The following is a 17252-nucleotide window of genomic DNA, read 5'->3' on the forward strand; positions in this document are numbered from 1 at the left end:
ATGCACGGCCACTCTGGAATGCTCACAGACCGGGAACTACACAACTTTTCGGTGTTCTTGCGGGCAAACCCGCACCTTACGTCAAACAACCCCGATGGCGCTTACGATGCGTTGCCTGCTGGAATGAAGCGCCGGGGCAAATCCGTGACCAAGGCCATTCCGGTTAGCGACTTCTCACGCGGCGGCAGGTTCGACGCTTCCCGCTATGGTCGCGCCTTTGACGAAGGTCAGCCAGAGGCGGAACAGACGGAAGCCCTATTCACCTTGGACGAACTGATGGCCGTTGCCCGAATGGCGCATCAGGGCGGCGTCGATTTCGCGACGAAGGCCCATGATCGACGGGCGAAGGACAACCCGCCGGCACCGGAAGCCGTTGCAGGCAAGAAGGCACGTGACAGCGAGAAAGAACGCCGCGACCTGTCCGACGAAGAGCGCGCCGCACTGGAGCGCACGGAACGCGCTGACGATAAGGCCTTTGCGTCCCGTCATCCCGAAGTCGCGCGGGTGAAAGCCTACGCGGCACCACGGGGCAAGAAATATGTCCCGACATCGGCAGCGAGTGACGCGAGCTTTGCCGAGCGCTTCCCCGGCGCCGCTGCTGTCAAGCCGAGAGGTCTCTAATCATGGGCGCCCTCGCAAAGCTTGTCCGCACGGCACCGGAACAGGACGACCCGCTGCGCATCGAATTGCGCCGGGCGATCGAATCCCATGCTTCTGCAAAACAGGAGCGTGATCGGATTTGCGCCGCATTGGAACAGGCCGAGCGCCGCACCTGGGACATTCGGGATGAGATCGAGACCCTTTCGGCCAAGATTGCCGAAATGATCGACAGCCGGGCCGTGCGCGCCGCACAGCGCGTTCTCGACGGCACCGACCTTGCCGACCACGACCTGAAGGCTGCGCAAGCACGTCTCTCCGAGGTCGAAGAAATCATGTCCACTGCGCAGGATGTTTTGTCGTCTCTTGATGTCGCAAAGGACAATGCCGAGGAAGTTTTGAAGGCGAGCGCGCGCCGTGTCGAAAAAGCGGCCGGCGCCGTTCTGGCCACGAAAGCCGCCGATGTCGAAAAGCGCATTCTGGAAGCGCTGGCCGATCTGGGCCCGCTGTTTACGCTGCTGATCTTCCTCAGCAATCGGGACCAGACCTGGCCCCCCACAGAAGAGCAACGCGCACGCGAACGGCTGCTGAATAACCCGTTCATCAGAATGCCGGGCTGGGGGAAGTCTGACAACGACGCGGAAGTTGCCGGCACAATCGAGCCTTGGGAATCAGCGTTCCATGCCCTGATGGCGGACGCGAAAGCGCCGCTGCCGGAGGTGTGACCATGGTAGCCCCGTGCGTTTTCGTCCCTTTGCACGCGCGGGCGGGCCAGCGGCCGGTGCCCGAAACAACCGCCGCAGTTGGACAGTCTCTGACGACCTTCGCAGGTCTCCTTTTGTCGGAGCCGGGCCAGCATTGCCACCCGATTTCCCTCGCTTCCTGGTGGAACCGGGTGGCACTTCCCTTCAAATTTCAGGATCTAGACCATGAAACTCATTGACGTGCCGGATCGCTTCAACATTCCGTTCGCAGACAGTGCGGGTGGGGGCTTCATCACCTATCCCATCCCGGAGGCGTCGCAGATTGGTATCAGCGATGGGCGCGCCTCCCTGACGGACGGTTTTCCTCCGCAGAACTTCCTGCCTGTCGGGGCAGGGGGAGTTCCGCCTTTCGGGCAGGACACGAACGGACTTCTGAAGCAGATCACGGAATGGAACCGTTGGCAGGGGGCCGGCTCTCCAGTGCCCTACAGCAGCGCTTTTTCGACGGCTATCGGGGGATACCCTCAGGGCGCACTGCTCGCCTCCACCACGTTCACCGGCTTCTGGCTGAATGCTGCGGACGACAACACCACGGACCCCGATGCCGGTGGCACCAACTGGCTGCCGTTCTTCCCGTATCCTCAGGAGACGCTTGCGGCAAACCGCACCTATTACGTCTCCACTACGGGCAGCGACAGCAATGACGGACTGACATCCGGCACGGCATGGGCAACACTGCAGCACGCATGGGATTTCGTCCTCGCGAACATCAATCTCGCTGGTTACAACATAACAATCGACGTGGAAGACGGCACCTACACCTCGGCGCTCACTGCGTCCGGCGTTTTGACCGGTGCGCCTGGTCCAGGCTCTTTCCAGATCGTCGGCAACACCGGCACGCCGGCAAACGTGGTGCTTTCGACGGCTGGCGACTGCATCCGGTCTTCCAACAATGCGCAGATCATGGTGCGGGGCATGCGTCTCACATCATCCGGGGCAAGCTGCTTCGCCACGAGCCGTGGGGGAACCCTTGAGTTTGATACTATCGAATTCAACACCGCCGCCGTGTCTCACATCAACGCGAGCGGTGGGTCTCTTGTCACGTTCAACGGCGCGTATTCCATCGTCGGGGCATCCCCTTTCCACTACCAGGTCACGAACAAGGCGCTTCTGGCATACGGCACAGTCGGCTCGGCAATTGTGACGCTGACTGGAACTCCGGCTTTCACACAGTTCGCGTTTTGCAGCCTGAGCGCCCTCATCGGCATCAACTCGGGCCTCGTCACCTATAGCGGCTCGGCAACCGGCTCCCGCTACACCGCCATCCTGGGCGGCAACATCTACACGTTCGGTGGTGGAGCTAACTACTTCCCCGGCAACTCCGCTGGTTCAACCGCGACCGGTGGTCTCTATAACTGAGATAGGTGCTCGATGGCTCTCGTATAAAAAGCACATCGACGTCGTGTTCGAACTGGTGACGGCGAACTCTCGGAAGGAGTAAGAGGCGCTTAAATTGTTCTTCTGCGGTCCGCCGTCGATCACGGCGCAAGAGTTTGTCGATCGGCTTACGGCTGGGGCGCTCATCGTCGAAGAAATCACGGGTGAGCCACAAGGCCCGTTATGGGATGCTGAGAACGCGGAACGCCTCCGCCGAACCGTTTTGGCGATGGACGCTCCACCAGCCCCCAACATGCCGCTACAATAGGGGTGCCATCATGCGAGCCATTCATGCCTGTGCAAGGGCCTACAGCGAGCGCCTTGCATCCTTCCTTCCCATTGCATCGTTCGGCGCTGCCGCCGCTGTGGTGGCAGCTTTCGTAATACTGGCATAGGACAAAGTTGGAATACGGCGCCACCGCATGCACAATGCCATCCAGTTTGATTTTTGGGGAGGAATTCATGATTAGGCTTTGGCCGATGGTCATTTTCGCGGCAGGGTTTTCCTTTGCGCCTTCACTGACCCTCGCAGGCGTCTTGCCGTTCCCGGATGGCCGCTATGTTACTAACCCTGACCTTTGCTGGATGAGTGAAGACCAGCTTATCGAGAAGCATGGCGATCGTGTTGGCGCAATGGTCAGGGTACTGAGCGGAAATCGCATCTTCAATGCCTACGAAATGGTCTGCACCGTGCTCAAGGTGTCCACCGAGGGTGATCAGGTTTCTTTTCGAGCAAGCTGCGAGAACGAGGGCGAAACAGAGAGCGTCGAAGGACGATACGTCACGCTGACCGCTACGTCATTCCGTCTCGGAGAACGGGTCTTCGCCCATTGTCCAGCACTCAATCCGAGCTGGCAATTTCCCGACGTGGCGTGGCCGGTAGAGAACATCATTGGCCTTTGGAACGAAGCAAACGGTTTTTGCCGCGGGCATTCTCCCTCGGACCCTCGAATGCACACAGGCTGCGAATCCCGCGAAACCTATGGGAAGATGCTTGATGAACGCGGATGGTGCTACGGGCGTGAGAACGAAGCTGGCTATCAAATGTCCTGGCACGTATGCGGGCCGAATTCCAACAGATAGGGGACGCCACCCGTGACAATGACGGAAATCGAGGTCGAAGGGATTGGCACCATTCGGCAACTGAACGACTGGCAATATGTCCGGCTACGCAGGATACGTGGTCCAAATCGGGAGATCGCATCCTTTGCCTTTGCGTCCGGCATGAGCCTTCATCAGTTCAAGGCGCTGCCAGTGGAAAAGCAGCGGGCGTGCAGAGAAGCCTATATGCGCATCACAGCGCCGGATTTCGGAGCGCCGAGGCAAAGACCGCAGCAACCCGTTCCCCCGCGTCCATGGGCTCGCCTGTCGCAGGAAAAGCAAGCCGAACTCGGTCGCAAGCTGCTGGAGGTCAAAGCCCAGCTGCCGCGCGGACATTTCCGGCCCTGGATCGAGCAGAAGAGCGGGATTTCCTACACTCAAGCGCAGCGTTTTATGCGGGCTGCGAAGGTGTAAAAGCCGATCCATCGATCATTCGGTCAATTATGTTTCGATGCCGTTTCTTGAGTTGACCTAACCGCTTGGCAGCCTCGTTTGTGTTTAACTCGCCCCTCTTATGCCGTCGCCAGATATCCGCGGCCTCTTCACTGAGCTTCTTCGGGCGACTTGAATCTGTCCTCTGATCGGTTTCGCGACTGACCTTGGGGAGGGTTGCGAGGGACATCTGTGTGCTCCTTCAAGAGTTCCTTGATGTGGTCAATGAGAGGTGCGCAGGTAAAGATGGTAGTGCTTGCCCTGTTCCCATAGAACGCAAATGGCTGTGTAGACTCGATAGACAGAAAACCACGAATTGTTGAATTTTCCGAAAAATCGGTTTCCAGCGGCATGAAAAAGATCGAAAGGTAGCCAACTTCCGATTGGGTAGGGCTTGTCTTCGCCAGCTTTCCAAATTGCCTAATACTGTTAACAATTCGGGGCTGACCATCGTGCTGACAGGCGTAGTGTCCGAGCGTCATTTCCGCTGGAAACTCTCGATTGATTGGTCGATCATTGCCGGGATTGCGGTGTTTTACCCCGAGCTTGACTGAACCATCCCATGGGACGGAAATCGCTCCGCCCTTTCAAGCCGGGATGGGATCGCCGAAATCTTCGCCACCGTGTCGGGGAATGAAGCAACAAGACAATCGAAAGGCGAGTCACCTTGACGGCTTGTTCGATGTGCGACACGTTTACCGCTAGGGGAAATGCTCGGCTTATAGGCGGGATAATGCTGAAGAAGCCTGAACGGCGGACGACAAAAGCCAGGAACAAATCAAAGTCCAAACAGCTTCTTGACCTGGTTAACTGCCACGAGATGGTGATTGCGGCTCTTAAAGTCGCATCAACGAAAGCTATCTACGCTGGCAGTCCATACCACCGACCGGCGGGATCGAAAATGGGAATGCCGAAAACACGACGATATCCACACGCAAGCAAATGCGACCCGAAATGGGATCGCCAGTCGGCCACGGCTGCCTTGCGGGCCGCGATTAAGGCTGGGACGGTATCAGCCGCCTTCGAGGGGCACTATCCCCGTTACGCTTGGCACAAAGACGACGACGTCCTATATGAGGCTAGGCTGACCAACTCTGAAAATGGAGAGTATCACGCCTACCCACTGGAAGATAAGCGACAATGGCCACATCAGTAAACGATCGCCTCCCAAGCGGTTTCTTGATCGACGCTCGATGGATAGACAACGAGATTGATGTCGCACGCGCACACGATCGCACTCTCGCTCGCCTATCGATTTCCGCTGCTAACTCCGTCTTGACGAGCTATAAGAGCGACAAGGGTGACGTAGGCGACGAAGTGGAGATACCGGCTTACCCGCTGGCGGAATGGCTGGCGTCAAACTGGTGGTCGCTACTTTTTGAGCCTCGTAAGGGGGATTGGGAGGACAACGACAGCTTTAGAACTCGACATTGGCTTGGGACGGCCAGAGCAGGCTTCGCGTTACCGGACGTGTGGATCGTGCCCACTGGTGACCGCGTCGAGATTGTGTCGCGCGATACCTACCTGCGCCACGCCAGATTGACGTTTACAGCCGATTTTCGTGGAGAAGTTCTGCGATCGGAGTTGGAGAGCGGCCTGCGGACTTTCATGCGGACCGTTATGGCACGCCTGAGCGGAGCAAGTATCTCCAATACACTCGCGCAGGAGCTTTGGGGATTGATCGAGGGAACGGACGCGGAGACAGCGGCTTATTGCCAGCTCGTCGGCGCGCTCGGCCTAAATCCGTATGATGCGAATGATGACGTCGACGGGATATTGGACAAGCTTTCCGAGCACTTACCATTCCCTGTACTGTTCGATCTCTGCCAAGCTGCCGACGAACGAAGCTTCCGCATGGTTGCCAGTCAGGCCGGGGAAATGTTCGCTCACTTGGGCGAGGCCCAGACGTTCGACGCTACTCAGATTTCACAGATAAGGCTTCCAGATGAGCGGCTCGACGCTGCGGCTTGGCGTTGGGGGCTTGATGTTGCCGAAGAGGTACGTCGGCACTTCGGAAAGTCGTCGCGAGAGCCGGCCGGGGGCGAGGACATCTTGCGGGAAATCGGCATTGATTTTGCCGGCGGCGGGTTCGCAAAGCAGAATGACAACAGCGACACGCAACCCGTTACGGGAGCCTTGGACTCCAGAGAGCGGAGAGAGGTGCGGCTTGCATTGCCTGCGGGCAGGAGCGCTCACAAGAAATTCACCGCCGCACGCGGGGTGTTTATGTCGATTGCCTTCGACAAAAATATTCGCCTGATAACCGGCGCAAGAACACGCGACCAGCAGGCAAGCCGTGCATTTGCCGCCGAAATGCTGGCCCCGAGCGCCTATCTACGGTCTCGCAGCAGTAATGGCTTGTCATCGTACCGTGTCGCAGAGATCGCGGAAGAACTGGATGTCTCTCCGGCCGTCGTACGATATCAAGCCCAGAACAACCACATTCACGTCTACGACGCCTACTGAGAAAGCGGCCTCCCATCCCGGGCATTATGGTATAGAATTGCTGGACTCGCTCCCAACGAGGGCAAGGAAGAAAGGCCCTCGGTGCGTAGGATGGTCGGTTCATACGGGGGGCGATCCTCTCATCGGGTCAATTCAGTCGACTCGTTGCGAATCGGCCCGGCAAGAGAGTTTTGCTGATGTTACGAAGGAGATTGAGGGGCAGATAGTCAGCCTATCGGGCGGCACGTTCCAATTCCTCCTTGAGGCCGCGTTCAACAGCGCTCGTGACCAAATCTGCGCAAAAGGATGCGGGATATCCCACTCTCCCGCAATGCCAAGTCAACCCCGACTGATCGCCGCAATAGGCCGCTATCATGCCGACGACGTTCATTCCCAACGAAATCTGATACTGGATGTTTGCGCCCCTCGTGACGGTCTTTGACCAAACGCAATTCATCATCGCCGTCAGCGAGGCAGTCGGCATTCCATAGAGCTCGGGCGGAAGGTGTTCCAAGGCGTCGGCGGGCACTTGAGCGCGCCCTTGTCCCATCGAAATGAGGGAGACTGCGGTTGCGAACAATATGATCCGCAGGCCTCCCATGGCTTCGTGGCAAGCTGAGCGACACGGGCTGGCGACGACACAGCCAGTCATGTAACTACATCCCTGCCTGGTAGCGCCACACGTCCACTATTGCCATGGATACCGTTGCCGCCGCAGCCAGAAAAGTGAAAAGCGCGATTAGACCGCCCACCAACTGGGCTGCCTTTCCAAGAGCAACTTCTGTCTTTATCCGCTTTCCGTCCCAATAAAGATTGTCCGCATCGTCTACCCCTAGAAGTTCGAACGCGTTCCAGGATATTGGGCCGACGCCCTTTGGCCAATGGCTTGGTGCGGTTCCATCTACGGCTTTCGCCGATCCGCCGGCTTCGTTGAGTTCAATATTCATGCCACCCTCCACATCTAGAGAGTTCAGAATTACAGGATACACGCCCAAGTCAAGGCGTTGAATGTTTAGGGAACAGGTTGCTACCATTTTGCTACCCTACTCGGTAGCACAGAGAAAAATGAAGGGATATGAAGCGGGCCTGCAATCACCAAATCCCGTGAAATACCGGCACTTCCCGGTATCCAACAAGATGATGAAAGACGCGTCGAACCGAATTTCAAGACCGGTTCCTTAAACCACTCGGACACCCATTCCCGCGGGCGCCTCCGGCCATTCGACGGGCCGGCGGCCGTCGAGCGGGCGACGCTCCGCCGCCTTTAGCGCCTTTCCGCCGGCGGCGTCAACCGGAACGCGACGCCGCCTCTGCCGCCGCTCCTTGCGGAGACCGCCGGCGCGCGCGGCGCGGAACAATCCGCGCGGCTTGCCGTTGGCTGCAGGAGGGGTGCGAAGAGCCGCCCCACCTGTCGAACCGTGAAAGGAAGGACCATGCCCGCCACCTCCAAGGCCCAGCAGAAAGCAGCCGGCGCCGCACTCGCCGCCAAGCGCGGCGACATGCCGAGGAACAAGCTCAAGGGCGCCTCGAAGCAGATGGTGCAGTCGATGAGCGAGAAGGAACTCGACGAACTTGCCTCCACCGAACGCGCCCGCCTCCCGAAGAAGAAGGGCGACTGACGCCGGATGGAACCCGCCCGCCCGCGGCTCCTCGACACCGCCGGGGGCCTGTGACAAGATGGATGCCATGATAGAAAGCACCGACATCGAGCTCGAGGACGAGCGGCTGAAGCGGCTGGCGGCGATGGCGCGCGAGCGCGGCATGCCCGTGGCCACCCTGCTCTCCCGCAACGCGCCCGGCACGCTCGGCGGCCACGAAGCGACCCATACCGCGTCGATCGTGCTCGATCTGCTCGACCAGCACCTTGTCGCCCATCCGGCGATCGTCGGGGACGCACAGTGGTTCCGCCTCGCCTCCCGCGCCAGCGAGGCGCTCTTCAACCTCTACCAGGCGATGGGGGCCGCGCAGATCGACCAGGGCCAGCCGGACGAGGGGCTGCGGCCGGAAGAGCTGAACGCCAGCAACGACGCCTGACCGCCGCGGCGTGCCGCCGGCCGCCGCATGTCCGGCCGAAGCGAAAGCGCTTCGGCGCCGGAGTCCGGACAATACGGCAAAAACAAAACTTCAAGGTGCGGACCCATTGAATTGGTCCGCACGCCAAAGCAGTCCGGCGATCCCGTTTCCGGCGGAAATGCCTAACCGTCGACGGCCGTCTTGCGTGCCTCGATCGCACCGACGACGCGGTCGCGTCCCACCCGGATGACATTTTCCATGGCGCGGCGCGCGCCGTCCTCGTCGCGGCGGCGGATCTCCTCGACGATCCGGATATGCGTCGCGGCGACGTCGTCGATCTTGCCGCGGTCGGCCGCAGGCGAGCTCAGCTTGAAGACGCCGACGAGCGCCGCCTCGATCAGGCTGCCGATCGTGTGGAAGAACGGATTGCCCGAGCCTTCGAGCACGGCGAGGTGGAATTTCAGATCGGCGACGGCAAGCGTCTCGGCGCTGTGGGCCGGGTCGCCCATGGCGACGGCAAGCCGCATCATCTGGCTGATCTCGGCATCGGAGGCGAAGCGCGCGGACAGCGCCGCCGCATGCGGCTCGAAGGCGAGACGGATCTCGCTCAGATGCAGCAGGAACTCCTCGGTGACGCCCACCGTGAAATGCCAGGTCAGGATGTCGCTGTCGAACAGGTTCCACTGCTGTCGCGGCGTCACGCGCGTGCCGATGCGGGCGCGCGGCACGATCAGGCCCTTGGCGGCCAGCGTCTTCATCGCCTCGCGCAGCACGGTGCGCGACACCTTGAAGCGGGCGGCGAGCTCCGCGTCGCCCGGCAACGTCGCACCCACGGGAATCTCGCCGGCGATGATCGAGCGGCCGAGTTCGTTGACGACCTGCGCATGGCTCGTGCGTGTGCCGGCCCCGGTGATGACTGTCTCGAGCAACCCCTTGCGCACGTCCCCCTCCGTCAGGCGTATCGCCTCTTGTTCTGTGACAGGTATATGAAACCTTTCTGCATCAGAATGAATGCAAAAAGCAAAAGCCCGATCAAGATCTTCGTCCACCAGCTGGACAGCGTGCCGTCGAAGGTGATGTAGGTCTGGATGAGGCCCTGGATGAGGATGCCGACCAGCGTGCCTGCGACGAAACCCGATCCCCCCGTCAGCAGCGTCCCCCCGATCACCACCGCGGCGATCGCGTCGAGTTCGACCCCGACGGTCGCCAGCGAATAGCCGGCGGAGGTATAGAGCGAGAAGACGATTCCCGAAAGGCCAGCGAGAAAGCCGGACAGCGCATAGATCGCCACCGTCGTGCGGCCGACCGGCACGCCCATCAGCCGCGCCGTCTGCACGCCGCCGCCGAGCGCGTAGACATTGGTGCCGAAGCGCGTGCGGTGGGCGATGAGGATGCCGAGCGCGAAGACGACGAGCATCAGCCCGCCGATCAGCGTGATGCGCCCTCCCCCCGGCAGCTTGTAGTAGAAGCTCTTCAGCGTCGCGTAGAACGGGTGTTTGACCGGGATCGAATCGATCGACAGCACGAAGGCCATGCCGCGGGCGAGGAACATGCCGGCGAGCGTGACGATGAAGGGCGGCATTTCGAGGTGATGGATGATCGCCCCCATCAGCGCGCCGAAGGCCGTGGAGACGGCGAGCGCCAGCACGAAGGCGGCGAGCGGATGGATCGCCGTCTGCTCCATCAGCACGGCCAGGAAGACGCCGGTGAAGGCGATCACCGAGCCGATCGAAAGATCGATGCCGCCGGACAGGATCACGAAGGTCATGCCGACCGCCGCAATGCCGAGAAAGGCGTTGTCCGTCAGGAGGTTGCCGATCACCCGCGTCGACAGCATGTTCGGATACTGCAGGAAGCAGAGCAGATAGGCGACGAGGAAGATCGCGACCGTGGCGGCAAGCGGAAGAAAACGCGTGTTCATTTCGCCTCCTGCTCCTTGGGATTGTCGGCGGCGCGGCGGCGCGACAGGAAAACGAGGGCCTGTTGCGCGCGCGGCGACTGGATGACGAGGATCAGCACGATGATCGCTGCCTTGATGATGAGGTTGAACTCGGGCGGGAAGCCGGAGAGCAGGATGCCGGTGTTGATCGACTGGATGATCATCGCGCCGATCAGCGAGCCGGCGATCGAGAAGCGGCCGCCGAGCAGCGACGTGCCGCCGACGACGACGGCAAGGATCGCGTCGAGTTCCAGCCAGAGCCCGGCATTGTTGGCGTCGGCGCCCTTGATGTCGGCGGCGGCGATGATGCCGGCGATCGCCGCGCAGAGGCCGGACAGCATGTAGGCCGCCATCAGCAGCACGCCGGTCGAAACGCCGGCCAGCGTCGAGGCGCGCCGGTTGATGCCGAGCGCCTCGACCAGCATGCCGAGCGCCGTGCGGCGCACGACGAGCGCCACGACGAGGCCGAAGAGCAGCCAGATGACGACCGGCATCGGCAGGCCGGCGAAGGAGCCGGAGCCGATGAAGATCAGGCCCGGATGGTTGAAGGTGAGGATCGCGCCCTCGGTGATGAGTTGCGCGATGCCGCGCCCCGCGACCATCAGCACGAGCGTCGCGATGATCGGCTGGATGTCGAGCACCGCGACGAGCAGGCCGTTCCAGACGCCGCAGGCGATGCCCGTCGCAAGCGTGATGACGAGCGTCATCGCCAGCGACTGGCCGGAGGTGATCGAGGCAGCGGCGACGGCGCCGCAGATCGCCATCACCGCGCCGACCGAAAGGTCGATGCCCTTCGTGGCGATCACCACCGTCATGCCGATCGCCAGCAGCGCCACAGGCGCGCCGCGGTTGAGGATGTCGATCACGCTGCCATAGAGCCGGCCGTTCTGGATCTCGAGGCGGAAGAAGCCCGGAAAGGCGAGCGAGATCATCGCCAGCACGATCGCGAGCGCGATGACCTGCGGCAGCAACCGCGTCGCATGGGAACGGAGCGCGCTCATCGGGCCGCCTCCCCGCCGCCGGACGCGGCGATCGCCTCGACAATGTTGTGCGTCGTCACCGCCTCGCCGACGAGCTCGGCGACATGGGCGCGGTCGCGCAGCACGAGGACGCGGGAGCTGTAGGCGACGAGTTCCTCCAGTTCGGAGGAGATGACGATCAGCGACATGCCCTCTTCGCAAAGCGTTTCGATGAGCCGGATGATCTCCGCATGGGCGCCGACGTCGATGCCGCGCGTCGGCTCGTCGAGGATGAGGAATTCCGGGTTGGTGGCGAGCCAGCGGGCGAGGATCGCCTTCTGCTGGTTGCCGCCGGACAGCAGCCTGATCGGCTTCTCGCGGTCCGTGGTGCGGATGTCGAGCGCCTGGATATAGTGGTCGGCGAGCCGCTCCTGCTCGCGGCGCGCGATCGGCTTCATCCAGCCCTGCCGCGCCTGCAGCGCCAGCGCGATGTTCTCGCGCAGCGACAGGTCGCCGACGATGCCGTCGGTCTTGCGGTCCTCCGGGCAGAAGCCGAAGCCGTTGCGGATGGCGGCGCGCGGCGAGGAGAGATCGACAGGCCTGCCGTCGATCTCGGCCGTACCGCTGTCGGCCCGCTCGGCGCCGAACAGGATTTCGGCGGTCTCCGTGCGGCCGGAGCCGAGCAGGCCGGCGACGCCGACGACCTCCCCCTTGCGCACCGCAAGATCGAACGGCCGGACATGGCCGGTTCGCCCGTAGCCGGAAAAGCGGTAGCGGATGCCGCCGGCGGCCGCGACGCCCTGCTGGCGCACATGCACCTCGGCGTCGAGCTCGCGGCCGAGCATCATGGCGATCAGGTCGCGCCGGGCAAGCGCCGCGGTCTCCCGCGTTCCGACGAGCTTTCCGTTGCGCAGGACCGTGATCCGGTCCGAGACCTCGTAGACCTGCTCGAGGAAATGCGTGATGAAGACGATGCCGAGGCCGCGCTCCTTTAGCCGGCGAACGATCCGGAAGAGCATCGCGACCTCATGGGTGTCGAGGCTGGCGGTCGGCTCGTCGAGGATCAGGACCTTGCCGGAAAGGTCGACGGCGCGCGCGATGGCGACGACCTGCTGCACGGCGACGGAGTAGCGCGCGAGGTCGGCGGTGACGTCGATGTCGAGTTCGTAGTCGGCGAGCAGCGCCCGCGCCTGCCGGTTCATCGCCCGCGCATCGACCAGCCCGAAGCGCCGCGGTTGGCGTCCGAGAAAGAGGTTTTCGGCGACCGAGAGGTTCGGCAGCAGGTTGACCTCCTGGTAGACCGTGCCGATGCCGAGCCCCTGCGCTTCCAGCGTGCTCGCCGGATCGATCTCGGCGCCGTCGAGCAGGATGCGGCCGGCGTCGCGGCGATAGGCGCCCGTCAGGCACTTGATGAGCGTCGACTTGCCGGCGCCGTTCTCGCCGAGAAGCGCGTGGACCTCGCCGCGCCGGAGCGCGAAGTCGACCCTGTTCAGGGCCCTGGCGCCGGGAAAGACCTTGTCGATCCCCGTCGCGGCCAGAATGATGTCGTTGCTGGACTGCATCTTTCCTTCCCGATTGCCGGCATGCGGGCGGCGCGGCCGAAGCCGGCCCGCCGCCCGATGTTACGCGGTTCCGCGCCTTTCAAGAAGCGCGGCGTCCGGGAGGGATCAGTAGCCGAGGCCCTTCTTCTCCTCGTAGACCTTCATCGGCTCGTCAGCCTGGGTGTAGAGCTTCGATTCGGTCTGGATCCACTTCTTGGGCAGCGTGCCGTCCTTGAAGAAGGCGTCCAGCGCGTCGAAGGCGGGGCCGGCCATGTTCGGCGTCAGTTCGACCGTGGCATTCGCCTCGCCGGCGGCCATCGCCTGGAAGATGTCCGGAACCGCGTCGATCGACACGACGAGGATGTCGGTACCGGGTTTCAGGCCTGCTTCCTTGATCGCCTGGATGGCGCCGACGGCCATGTCGTCGTTGTGGGCGTAGAGCGCGCAGATGGTCTTGCCGCCGTCTTCCGCCTTCAGGAAGCTTTCCATGACTTCCTTGCCCTTGGTGCGGGTGAAGTCGCCGGTCTGGCTGCGGACGATCTTCAGGTTGTCGTGGCCGGCAAGCGCCTCCTCGAAGCCCTTCTTGCGGTCGATGGCCGGCGAGGAGCCGGTCGTGCCCTGCAGCTCGACGACGTTGCACGGCTTGCCGGCGGCGGTGTCGACCAGCCACTTGCCGGCGACATTGCCTTCATGGACGAGGTCGGAGGTGACGGCCGTCATATAGAGATCGTCGGACGAATCGACCGTCCGGTCGAGCAGGATCACCGGAATTTCGGCATCCTTGGCTTCCTGCAGAACCTCGTCCCAGCCGGTCGCGACGACCGGGGCGACGAGGATGGCGTCGACGCCCTGCGCGATGAAGGAGCGCAGCGCCTTGATCTGGTTTTCCTGCTTCTGCTGGGCGTCGGCGAACTTCAGGTCGATGCCGCGCTGTTCGGCCTGCTGCTTCGTCAGCGTCGTTTCGGCGGCACGCCAGCCGGACTCCGAGCCGATCTGCGAGAAGCCGACGGTCATGTCGGCGGCCGATGCGGCGGTGAAAACCGAGGCTGCGAGAATCGTGGCACTGGCGAGTGCGATTTTGAGTTTCATGATTTCCTCCCAAAGAAAGCTGCTCCTCAGCAGCCACGTAAGAAAAATCATATTGTATTACTATTGTAAATACGCAATTTCCTCCCGTCCCGCTGTTTTCCGTCAACGGAAAAGGGCACCCGCGAGGGTGCCCTTCCGAATGGCCGATGCAACCGGCGCCGATCACTGCGGCAGCTTGTCGTCCACGCCGGCGATATAGAAGTTCATGCCGAGCAGCGTGCCGTCGTCGGCCTTCTCGCCGTCCTTCAGCCAGGCCGTGCCGTCCTGTTTGCTGACCGGCCCGGTGAAGGGATGCAGTTCGCCGGAGCGGATCTTGGCCTCGGTCTCCTCGGCCATCGCCTTCACGTCGTCCGGCATGTTCGTATAGGGCGCCATGGTCAGGATGCCGTCCTTCAGGCCATCCCAGCTCGAGGTCGTCTCCCACTTGCCGTCGAGGAGCGCCTGGGTGCGCTTGATGTAATAGGCGCCCCAGGTGTCGACGATCGCCGTCAGCTGGGTTTCCGGCCCGGCCTTGATCATGTCGGAGGCCTGGCCGAAGGCCTTGATGCCCCGCTCGGCGGCGACCTGCATCGGCGCGGTCGTGTCGGTGTGCTGGGTCAGGATGTCGACGCCCTGGTCGATGAGGGCCTTGGCGGCGTCGGCTTCCTTGCCGGGATCGAACCAGGTGTTGGCCCAGATGACCTTCACCTTGAAGTCCGGATTGACCGACTGCGCGCCGTGCACGAAGGAGTTGATGCCCATCACCACTTCCGGGATCGGGAAGGAGGCGATGTAGCCGGCGACGCCCGCCTTCGACATCTTCGCCGCGATCTGGCCCTGGATGTAGCGGCCTTCATAGAAGCGCGAATTGTAGGTCGCGACGTTCGGTCCCGACTTGTAGCCGGTGGCGTGCTCGAACTTCACGTCCGGGAACTTCTCCGCGACCTTGATCGTCGGGTCCATGAAGCCGAACGAGGTGGTGAAGATCAGGCCGCAGCCGGAGCGCGCCATGCGCTCGATCGCACGCTCGGCGTCGGGGCCTTCCGGGACGTTTTCGAGGAAGGGCGTCTCGATCTTGTCGCCGAAATGGGCCTGGAGCTCCTGCCGGCCGATGTCATGCGCCTGGGTCCAGCCGCCGTCGGTCTTCGAGCCGACATAGATGAAGCAGACCTTGGTGGCGTCCTGGGCGCCGGCGGCGGCTGAAAAGCCGAGCACGGCTGCCGAGGTTGCGAGGGCGAGAATCAGTTTTTTCATGTCTACCTCTGTAGGTTTGAGCGTTGGTTTTCCCGTCGTTCTTGTTCTTCACCGATCGGGCACGAAGGCCTTGCCGAGGCAGGCGGGCGTGTTGATCAACGTCGTGCGCCGGTTGTGTGATATGAGGATTAGTACGACAACAGTGGCGGCGTAGGGAAGAGCCGAGAGGAACTGCGAGGGGATGCCGAGACCGAGCGCCTGGGCATGCAGCTGGCTGATCGAGACGGCGCCGAACAGGTAGCCGCCGGCAAGCACGCGCCAGGGCCGCCAGGAGGCGAAGACGACGAGCGCCAGCGCGATCCAGCCGCGCCCCGCCGACATGTTCTCCACCCATTGCGGCGTGTAGACGAGCGAGAGCTGTGCGCCAGCGAGCCCTGCGCAGGCACCGCCGAACATCACGGCCAGATAGCGGATGCGGATGACGTCGATGCCGAGCGCGTGGGCCGAGCCGTGATTGTCGCCGATGGCGCGGATCTTCAGGCCGGCACGGCTGCGGAACAGGAACCAGTTCACCCCGGCGACGAGCGCGATCGACAGATAGAAGATCGGATCCTGCCGGAAGAGCAGCGGGCCGACCAGCGGTATGTCGGAGAGCAGCGGAACGACGATCGGTGCGAGCTTGACGCCCGACTGGCCGACATAGGGCTCACCGATCTGCCCGGAAATGCCGAGCCCGAGAATGGTGAGCGCAAGGCCCGTCGCGACCTGGTTGGCGACCAGCGTCAGCGTCAGGAAGCCGAAGAGCAGCGAGAAGACCGCGCCGCAGGCGATGCCGGCAAGGATGCCGACATAGGGCGATCCCGTCACCTGCGTCGCCGCGAAGGCAAGCACCGCGCCCATCACCATCATGCCCTCGACGCCGAGATTGAGCACGCCGGCCCGTTCCGTGACGAGTTCGCCGAGCGAGGCGAGCACCAGCGGCGTCGCGGCGGTGATGACGGTCAGCAATATGGCTTCGATCATGCCCATCCTCAGGCCTCCTTCCGGGCATGCGCCCGCCCGCCGAAGACGAGCCTTATGCGATAGGCGATCAGCGTGTCGCAGGAGAGCACGAAGAACAGCACGAAGCCCTGGAACACGCGCGTCACCTTGTCGGAGACGCTGAGGGTAAGCTGGACCGCCTCGCCGCCCACATAGGTGAGCGCGAGAAACAGCCCGGCGGCGATGATGCCGAGCGGATTGAGCCGGCCGAGGAAGGCGACGATGATCGCCGTGAAGCCGTAGCCGGGCGAGATGATGGGCTGCAGCTTGTTGATGTTGCCGCTGACCTCGGAAATGCCGGCAAGACCGGCGAGCGCGCCGGAGAGCAGCATCGAGAACCAGACCATGCGGCGCGACGAGAAGCCGGCGAAGCGCCCTGCCCGCTCCGATTGCCCGAGCACCGTGACCTCGAAGCCCTTCAGCGTGTAGCGCAGCAGGAACCAGACGGCGGCCGCGGCGAGGATCGCGAAAAGGAAGCCGAGATTGGTCCGGCCGGACGAGACGATCTCCGGCAGGATCGCCTCCGGCGAAAAGGTGCGGGTCACCGGGAAGTTGAAGCCCTCGGGGCTGCGCCAGGGGCCGCGCACCAGCCAGTCGAGGAAGAGCTGCGCGATATAGACCAGCATCAGGCTGGTCAGGATCTCGTTGGTGTTCATCTGCGCCTTGAGGAAGGCGGGAATGCCGGCATAGAGCGCGCCGCCGACCATGCCGAAGACCAGCATCAGCGGCAGGACGAGCGGCGCGTGCCAGTCGTGGAAGACGACCGGCACGACAGACCCCA

17 protein-coding genes are annotated in these 17252 nt (G+C 62.6%); 8 read left to right on the forward strand and 9 right to left on the reverse strand.

The window, feature by feature from the left end; translation table 11 throughout:
- The 6 genes from LXM94_RS01935 to LXM94_RS01960 all read left to right on the forward strand — a co-directional run bounded on the left by LXM94_RS01935 (nt 1) and on the right by LXM94_RS01960 (nt 6737).
- Nucleotides 1-621 carry a hypothetical protein gene (locus tag LXM94_RS01935; RefSeq protein ID WP_235769462.1) on the forward strand — a complete coding sequence of 207 codons (621 nt, stop codon included), beginning with the start codon at nt 1-3 and terminating at the stop codon, nt 619-621.
- Between the two features lie 2 nt (nt 622-623).
- Nucleotides 624-1322, forward strand: coding sequence for a hypothetical protein (locus LXM94_RS01940; protein WP_235769463.1), 699 nt, complete (start codon nt 624-626; stop codon nt 1320-1322).
- Between the two features lie 204 nt (nt 1323-1526).
- A complete protein-coding gene (locus LXM94_RS01945) occupies nt 1527-2720 on the forward strand; it encodes a hypothetical protein (protein ID WP_235769464.1) in 1194 nt (397 codons plus the stop codon).
- Nucleotides 2721-3200: 480 nt separating this feature from the next.
- Nucleotides 3201-3821 (forward strand): hypothetical protein, encoded by a 621-nt coding sequence (locus LXM94_RS01950; RefSeq protein ID WP_235769465.1) that lies wholly within the window; start codon nt 3201-3203, stop codon nt 3819-3821.
- An 18-nt stretch (nt 3822-3839) separates the two neighbouring features.
- Complete coding sequence (locus LXM94_RS01955) at nt 3840-4253, forward strand: DUF3102 domain-containing protein (RefSeq protein ID WP_235769482.1); 414 nt, start codon at nt 3840-3842, stop codon at nt 4251-4253.
- Nucleotides 4254-5411: 1158 nt separating this feature from the next.
- A complete protein-coding gene (locus LXM94_RS01960; RefSeq protein ID WP_235769466.1) occupies nt 5412-6737 on the forward strand; it encodes a hypothetical protein in 1326 nt (441 codons plus the stop codon).
- Between the two features lie 635 nt (nt 6738-7372).
- On the opposite strand, the gene LXM94_RS01965 is transcribed toward LXM94_RS01960, so the two are convergent.
- Entirely contained in the window at nt 7373-7663 is a 291-nt protein-coding gene (locus LXM94_RS01965) for a hypothetical protein (protein WP_235769467.1), read from the reverse strand.
- A 486-nt stretch (nt 7664-8149) separates the two neighbouring features.
- Between LXM94_RS01965 and LXM94_RS01970 the strand changes: the two genes are divergently transcribed.
- Both LXM94_RS01970 and LXM94_RS01975 read left to right on the forward strand, forming a co-directional pair.
- A complete protein-coding gene (locus LXM94_RS01970) occupies nt 8150-8335 on the forward strand; it encodes a DUF3008 family protein (protein WP_235769468.1) in 186 nt (61 codons plus the stop codon).
- A 67-nt stretch (nt 8336-8402) separates the two neighbouring features.
- A complete protein-coding gene (locus tag LXM94_RS01975; protein ID WP_235769469.1) occupies nt 8403-8750 on the forward strand; it encodes a hypothetical protein in 348 nt (115 codons plus the stop codon).
- 161 nt (nt 8751-8911) lie between these two features.
- Here the strand turns inward: LXM94_RS01975 and LXM94_RS01980 are convergent, their stop codons facing one another.
- From LXM94_RS01980 to LXM94_RS02015, 8 genes are all read right to left on the reverse strand, one after another.
- Entirely contained in the window at nt 8912-9670 is a 759-nt protein-coding gene (locus LXM94_RS01980; protein WP_235769470.1) for a FadR/GntR family transcriptional regulator, read from the reverse strand.
- 11 nt (nt 9671-9681) lie between these two features.
- Entirely contained in the window at nt 9682-10650 is a 969-nt protein-coding gene (gene yjfF, locus LXM94_RS01985; RefSeq protein ID WP_235769471.1) for a galactofuranose ABC transporter, permease protein YjfF, read from the reverse strand.
- Nucleotides 10647-11669, reverse strand: coding sequence for an ABC transporter permease (locus LXM94_RS01990; RefSeq protein ID WP_235769472.1), 1023 nt, complete (start codon nt 11667-11669; stop codon nt 10647-10649). Before LXM94_RS01990 ends, yjfF begins: the two co-directional genes overlap by 4 nt.
- Nucleotides 11666-13189, reverse strand: a complete 1524-nt coding sequence (ytfR, locus tag LXM94_RS01995) for a galactofuranose ABC transporter, ATP-binding protein YtfR (RefSeq protein ID WP_235769473.1) — start codon at nt 13187-13189, stop codon at nt 11666-11668. The genes LXM94_RS01990 and ytfR overlap by 4 nt, the downstream gene beginning before the upstream one ends.
- A gap of 105 nt (nt 13190-13294) precedes the next feature.
- Nucleotides 13295-14257, reverse strand: coding sequence for a galactofuranose ABC transporter, galactofuranose-binding protein YtfQ (ytfQ, locus tag LXM94_RS02000; protein WP_235769474.1), 963 nt, complete (start codon nt 14255-14257; stop codon nt 13295-13297).
- A gap of 162 nt (nt 14258-14419) precedes the next feature.
- Nucleotides 14420-15490, reverse strand: a complete 1071-nt coding sequence (locus tag LXM94_RS02005) for a BMP family ABC transporter substrate-binding protein (protein ID WP_235769475.1) — start codon at nt 15488-15490, stop codon at nt 14420-14422.
- 48 nt (nt 15491-15538) lie between these two features.
- Nucleotides 15539-16459 (reverse strand): ABC transporter permease, encoded by a 921-nt coding sequence (locus LXM94_RS02010; RefSeq protein WP_235769476.1) that lies wholly within the window; start codon nt 16457-16459, stop codon nt 15539-15541.
- Nucleotides 16460-16461: 2 nt separating this feature from the next.
- The coding region (locus tag LXM94_RS02015; protein ID WP_235769477.1) for an ABC transporter permease at nt 16462-17252 on the reverse strand (791 nt) is incomplete at its 5' end.

Source organism: Rhizobium alarense (assembly GCF_021555155.1).
GTDB classification, from domain to species: domain Bacteria; phylum Pseudomonadota; class Alphaproteobacteria; order Rhizobiales; family Rhizobiaceae; genus Rhizobium_D; species Rhizobium_D alarense.

Excerpts from the sequence above, each read along its gene's own strand:
- LXM94_RS01975 (WP_235769469.1), top strand. The coding sequence starts at position 8,403 with ATGATAGAAAGCACCGACATCGAGCTCGAGGACGAGCGGCTGAAGCGG.
- LXM94_RS01950 (WP_235769465.1), top strand. The coding sequence starts at position 3,201 with ATGATTAGGCTTTGGCCGATGGTCATTTTCGCGGCAGGGTTTTCCTTT.
- LXM94_RS02010 (WP_235769476.1), bottom strand. The coding sequence starts at position 16,459 with ATGGGCATGATCGAAGCCATATTGCTGACCGTCATCACCGCCGCGACG.
- LXM94_RS01955 (WP_235769482.1), top strand. The coding sequence starts at position 3,840 with ATGACGGAAATCGAGGTCGAAGGGATTGGCACCATTCGGCAACTGAAC.
- LXM94_RS01965 (WP_235769467.1), bottom strand. The coding sequence starts at position 7,663 with ATGAATATTGAACTCAACGAAGCCGGCGGATCGGCGAAAGCCGTAGAT.
- ytfQ (WP_235769474.1), bottom strand. The coding sequence starts at position 14,257 with ATGAAACTCAAAATCGCACTCGCCAGTGCCACGATTCTCGCAGCCTCG.
- LXM94_RS01945 (WP_235769464.1), top strand. The coding sequence starts at position 1,527 with ATGAAACTCATTGACGTGCCGGATCGCTTCAACATTCCGTTCGCAGAC.
- LXM94_RS01960 (WP_235769466.1), top strand. The coding sequence starts at position 5,412 with ATGGCCACATCAGTAAACGATCGCCTCCCAAGCGGTTTCTTGATCGAC.
- ytfR (WP_235769473.1), bottom strand. The coding sequence starts at position 13,189 with ATGCAGTCCAGCAACGACATCATTCTGGCCGCGACGGGGATCGACAAG.
- yjfF (WP_235769471.1), bottom strand. The coding sequence starts at position 10,650 with ATGAACACGCGTTTTCTTCCGCTTGCCGCCACGGTCGCGATCTTCCTC.
- LXM94_RS01990 (WP_235769472.1), bottom strand. The coding sequence starts at position 11,669 with ATGAGCGCGCTCCGTTCCCATGCGACGCGGTTGCTGCCGCAGGTCATC.
- LXM94_RS02005 (WP_235769475.1), bottom strand. The coding sequence starts at position 15,490 with ATGAAAAAACTGATTCTCGCCCTCGCAACCTCGGCAGCCGTGCTCGGC.
- LXM94_RS01935 (WP_235769462.1), top strand. The coding sequence starts at position 1 with ATGCACGGCCACTCTGGAATGCTCACAGACCGGGAACTACACAACTTT.
- LXM94_RS01970 (WP_235769468.1), top strand. The coding sequence starts at position 8,150 with ATGCCCGCCACCTCCAAGGCCCAGCAGAAAGCAGCCGGCGCCGCACTC.
- LXM94_RS01940 (WP_235769463.1), top strand. The coding sequence starts at position 624 with ATGGGCGCCCTCGCAAAGCTTGTCCGCACGGCACCGGAACAGGACGAC.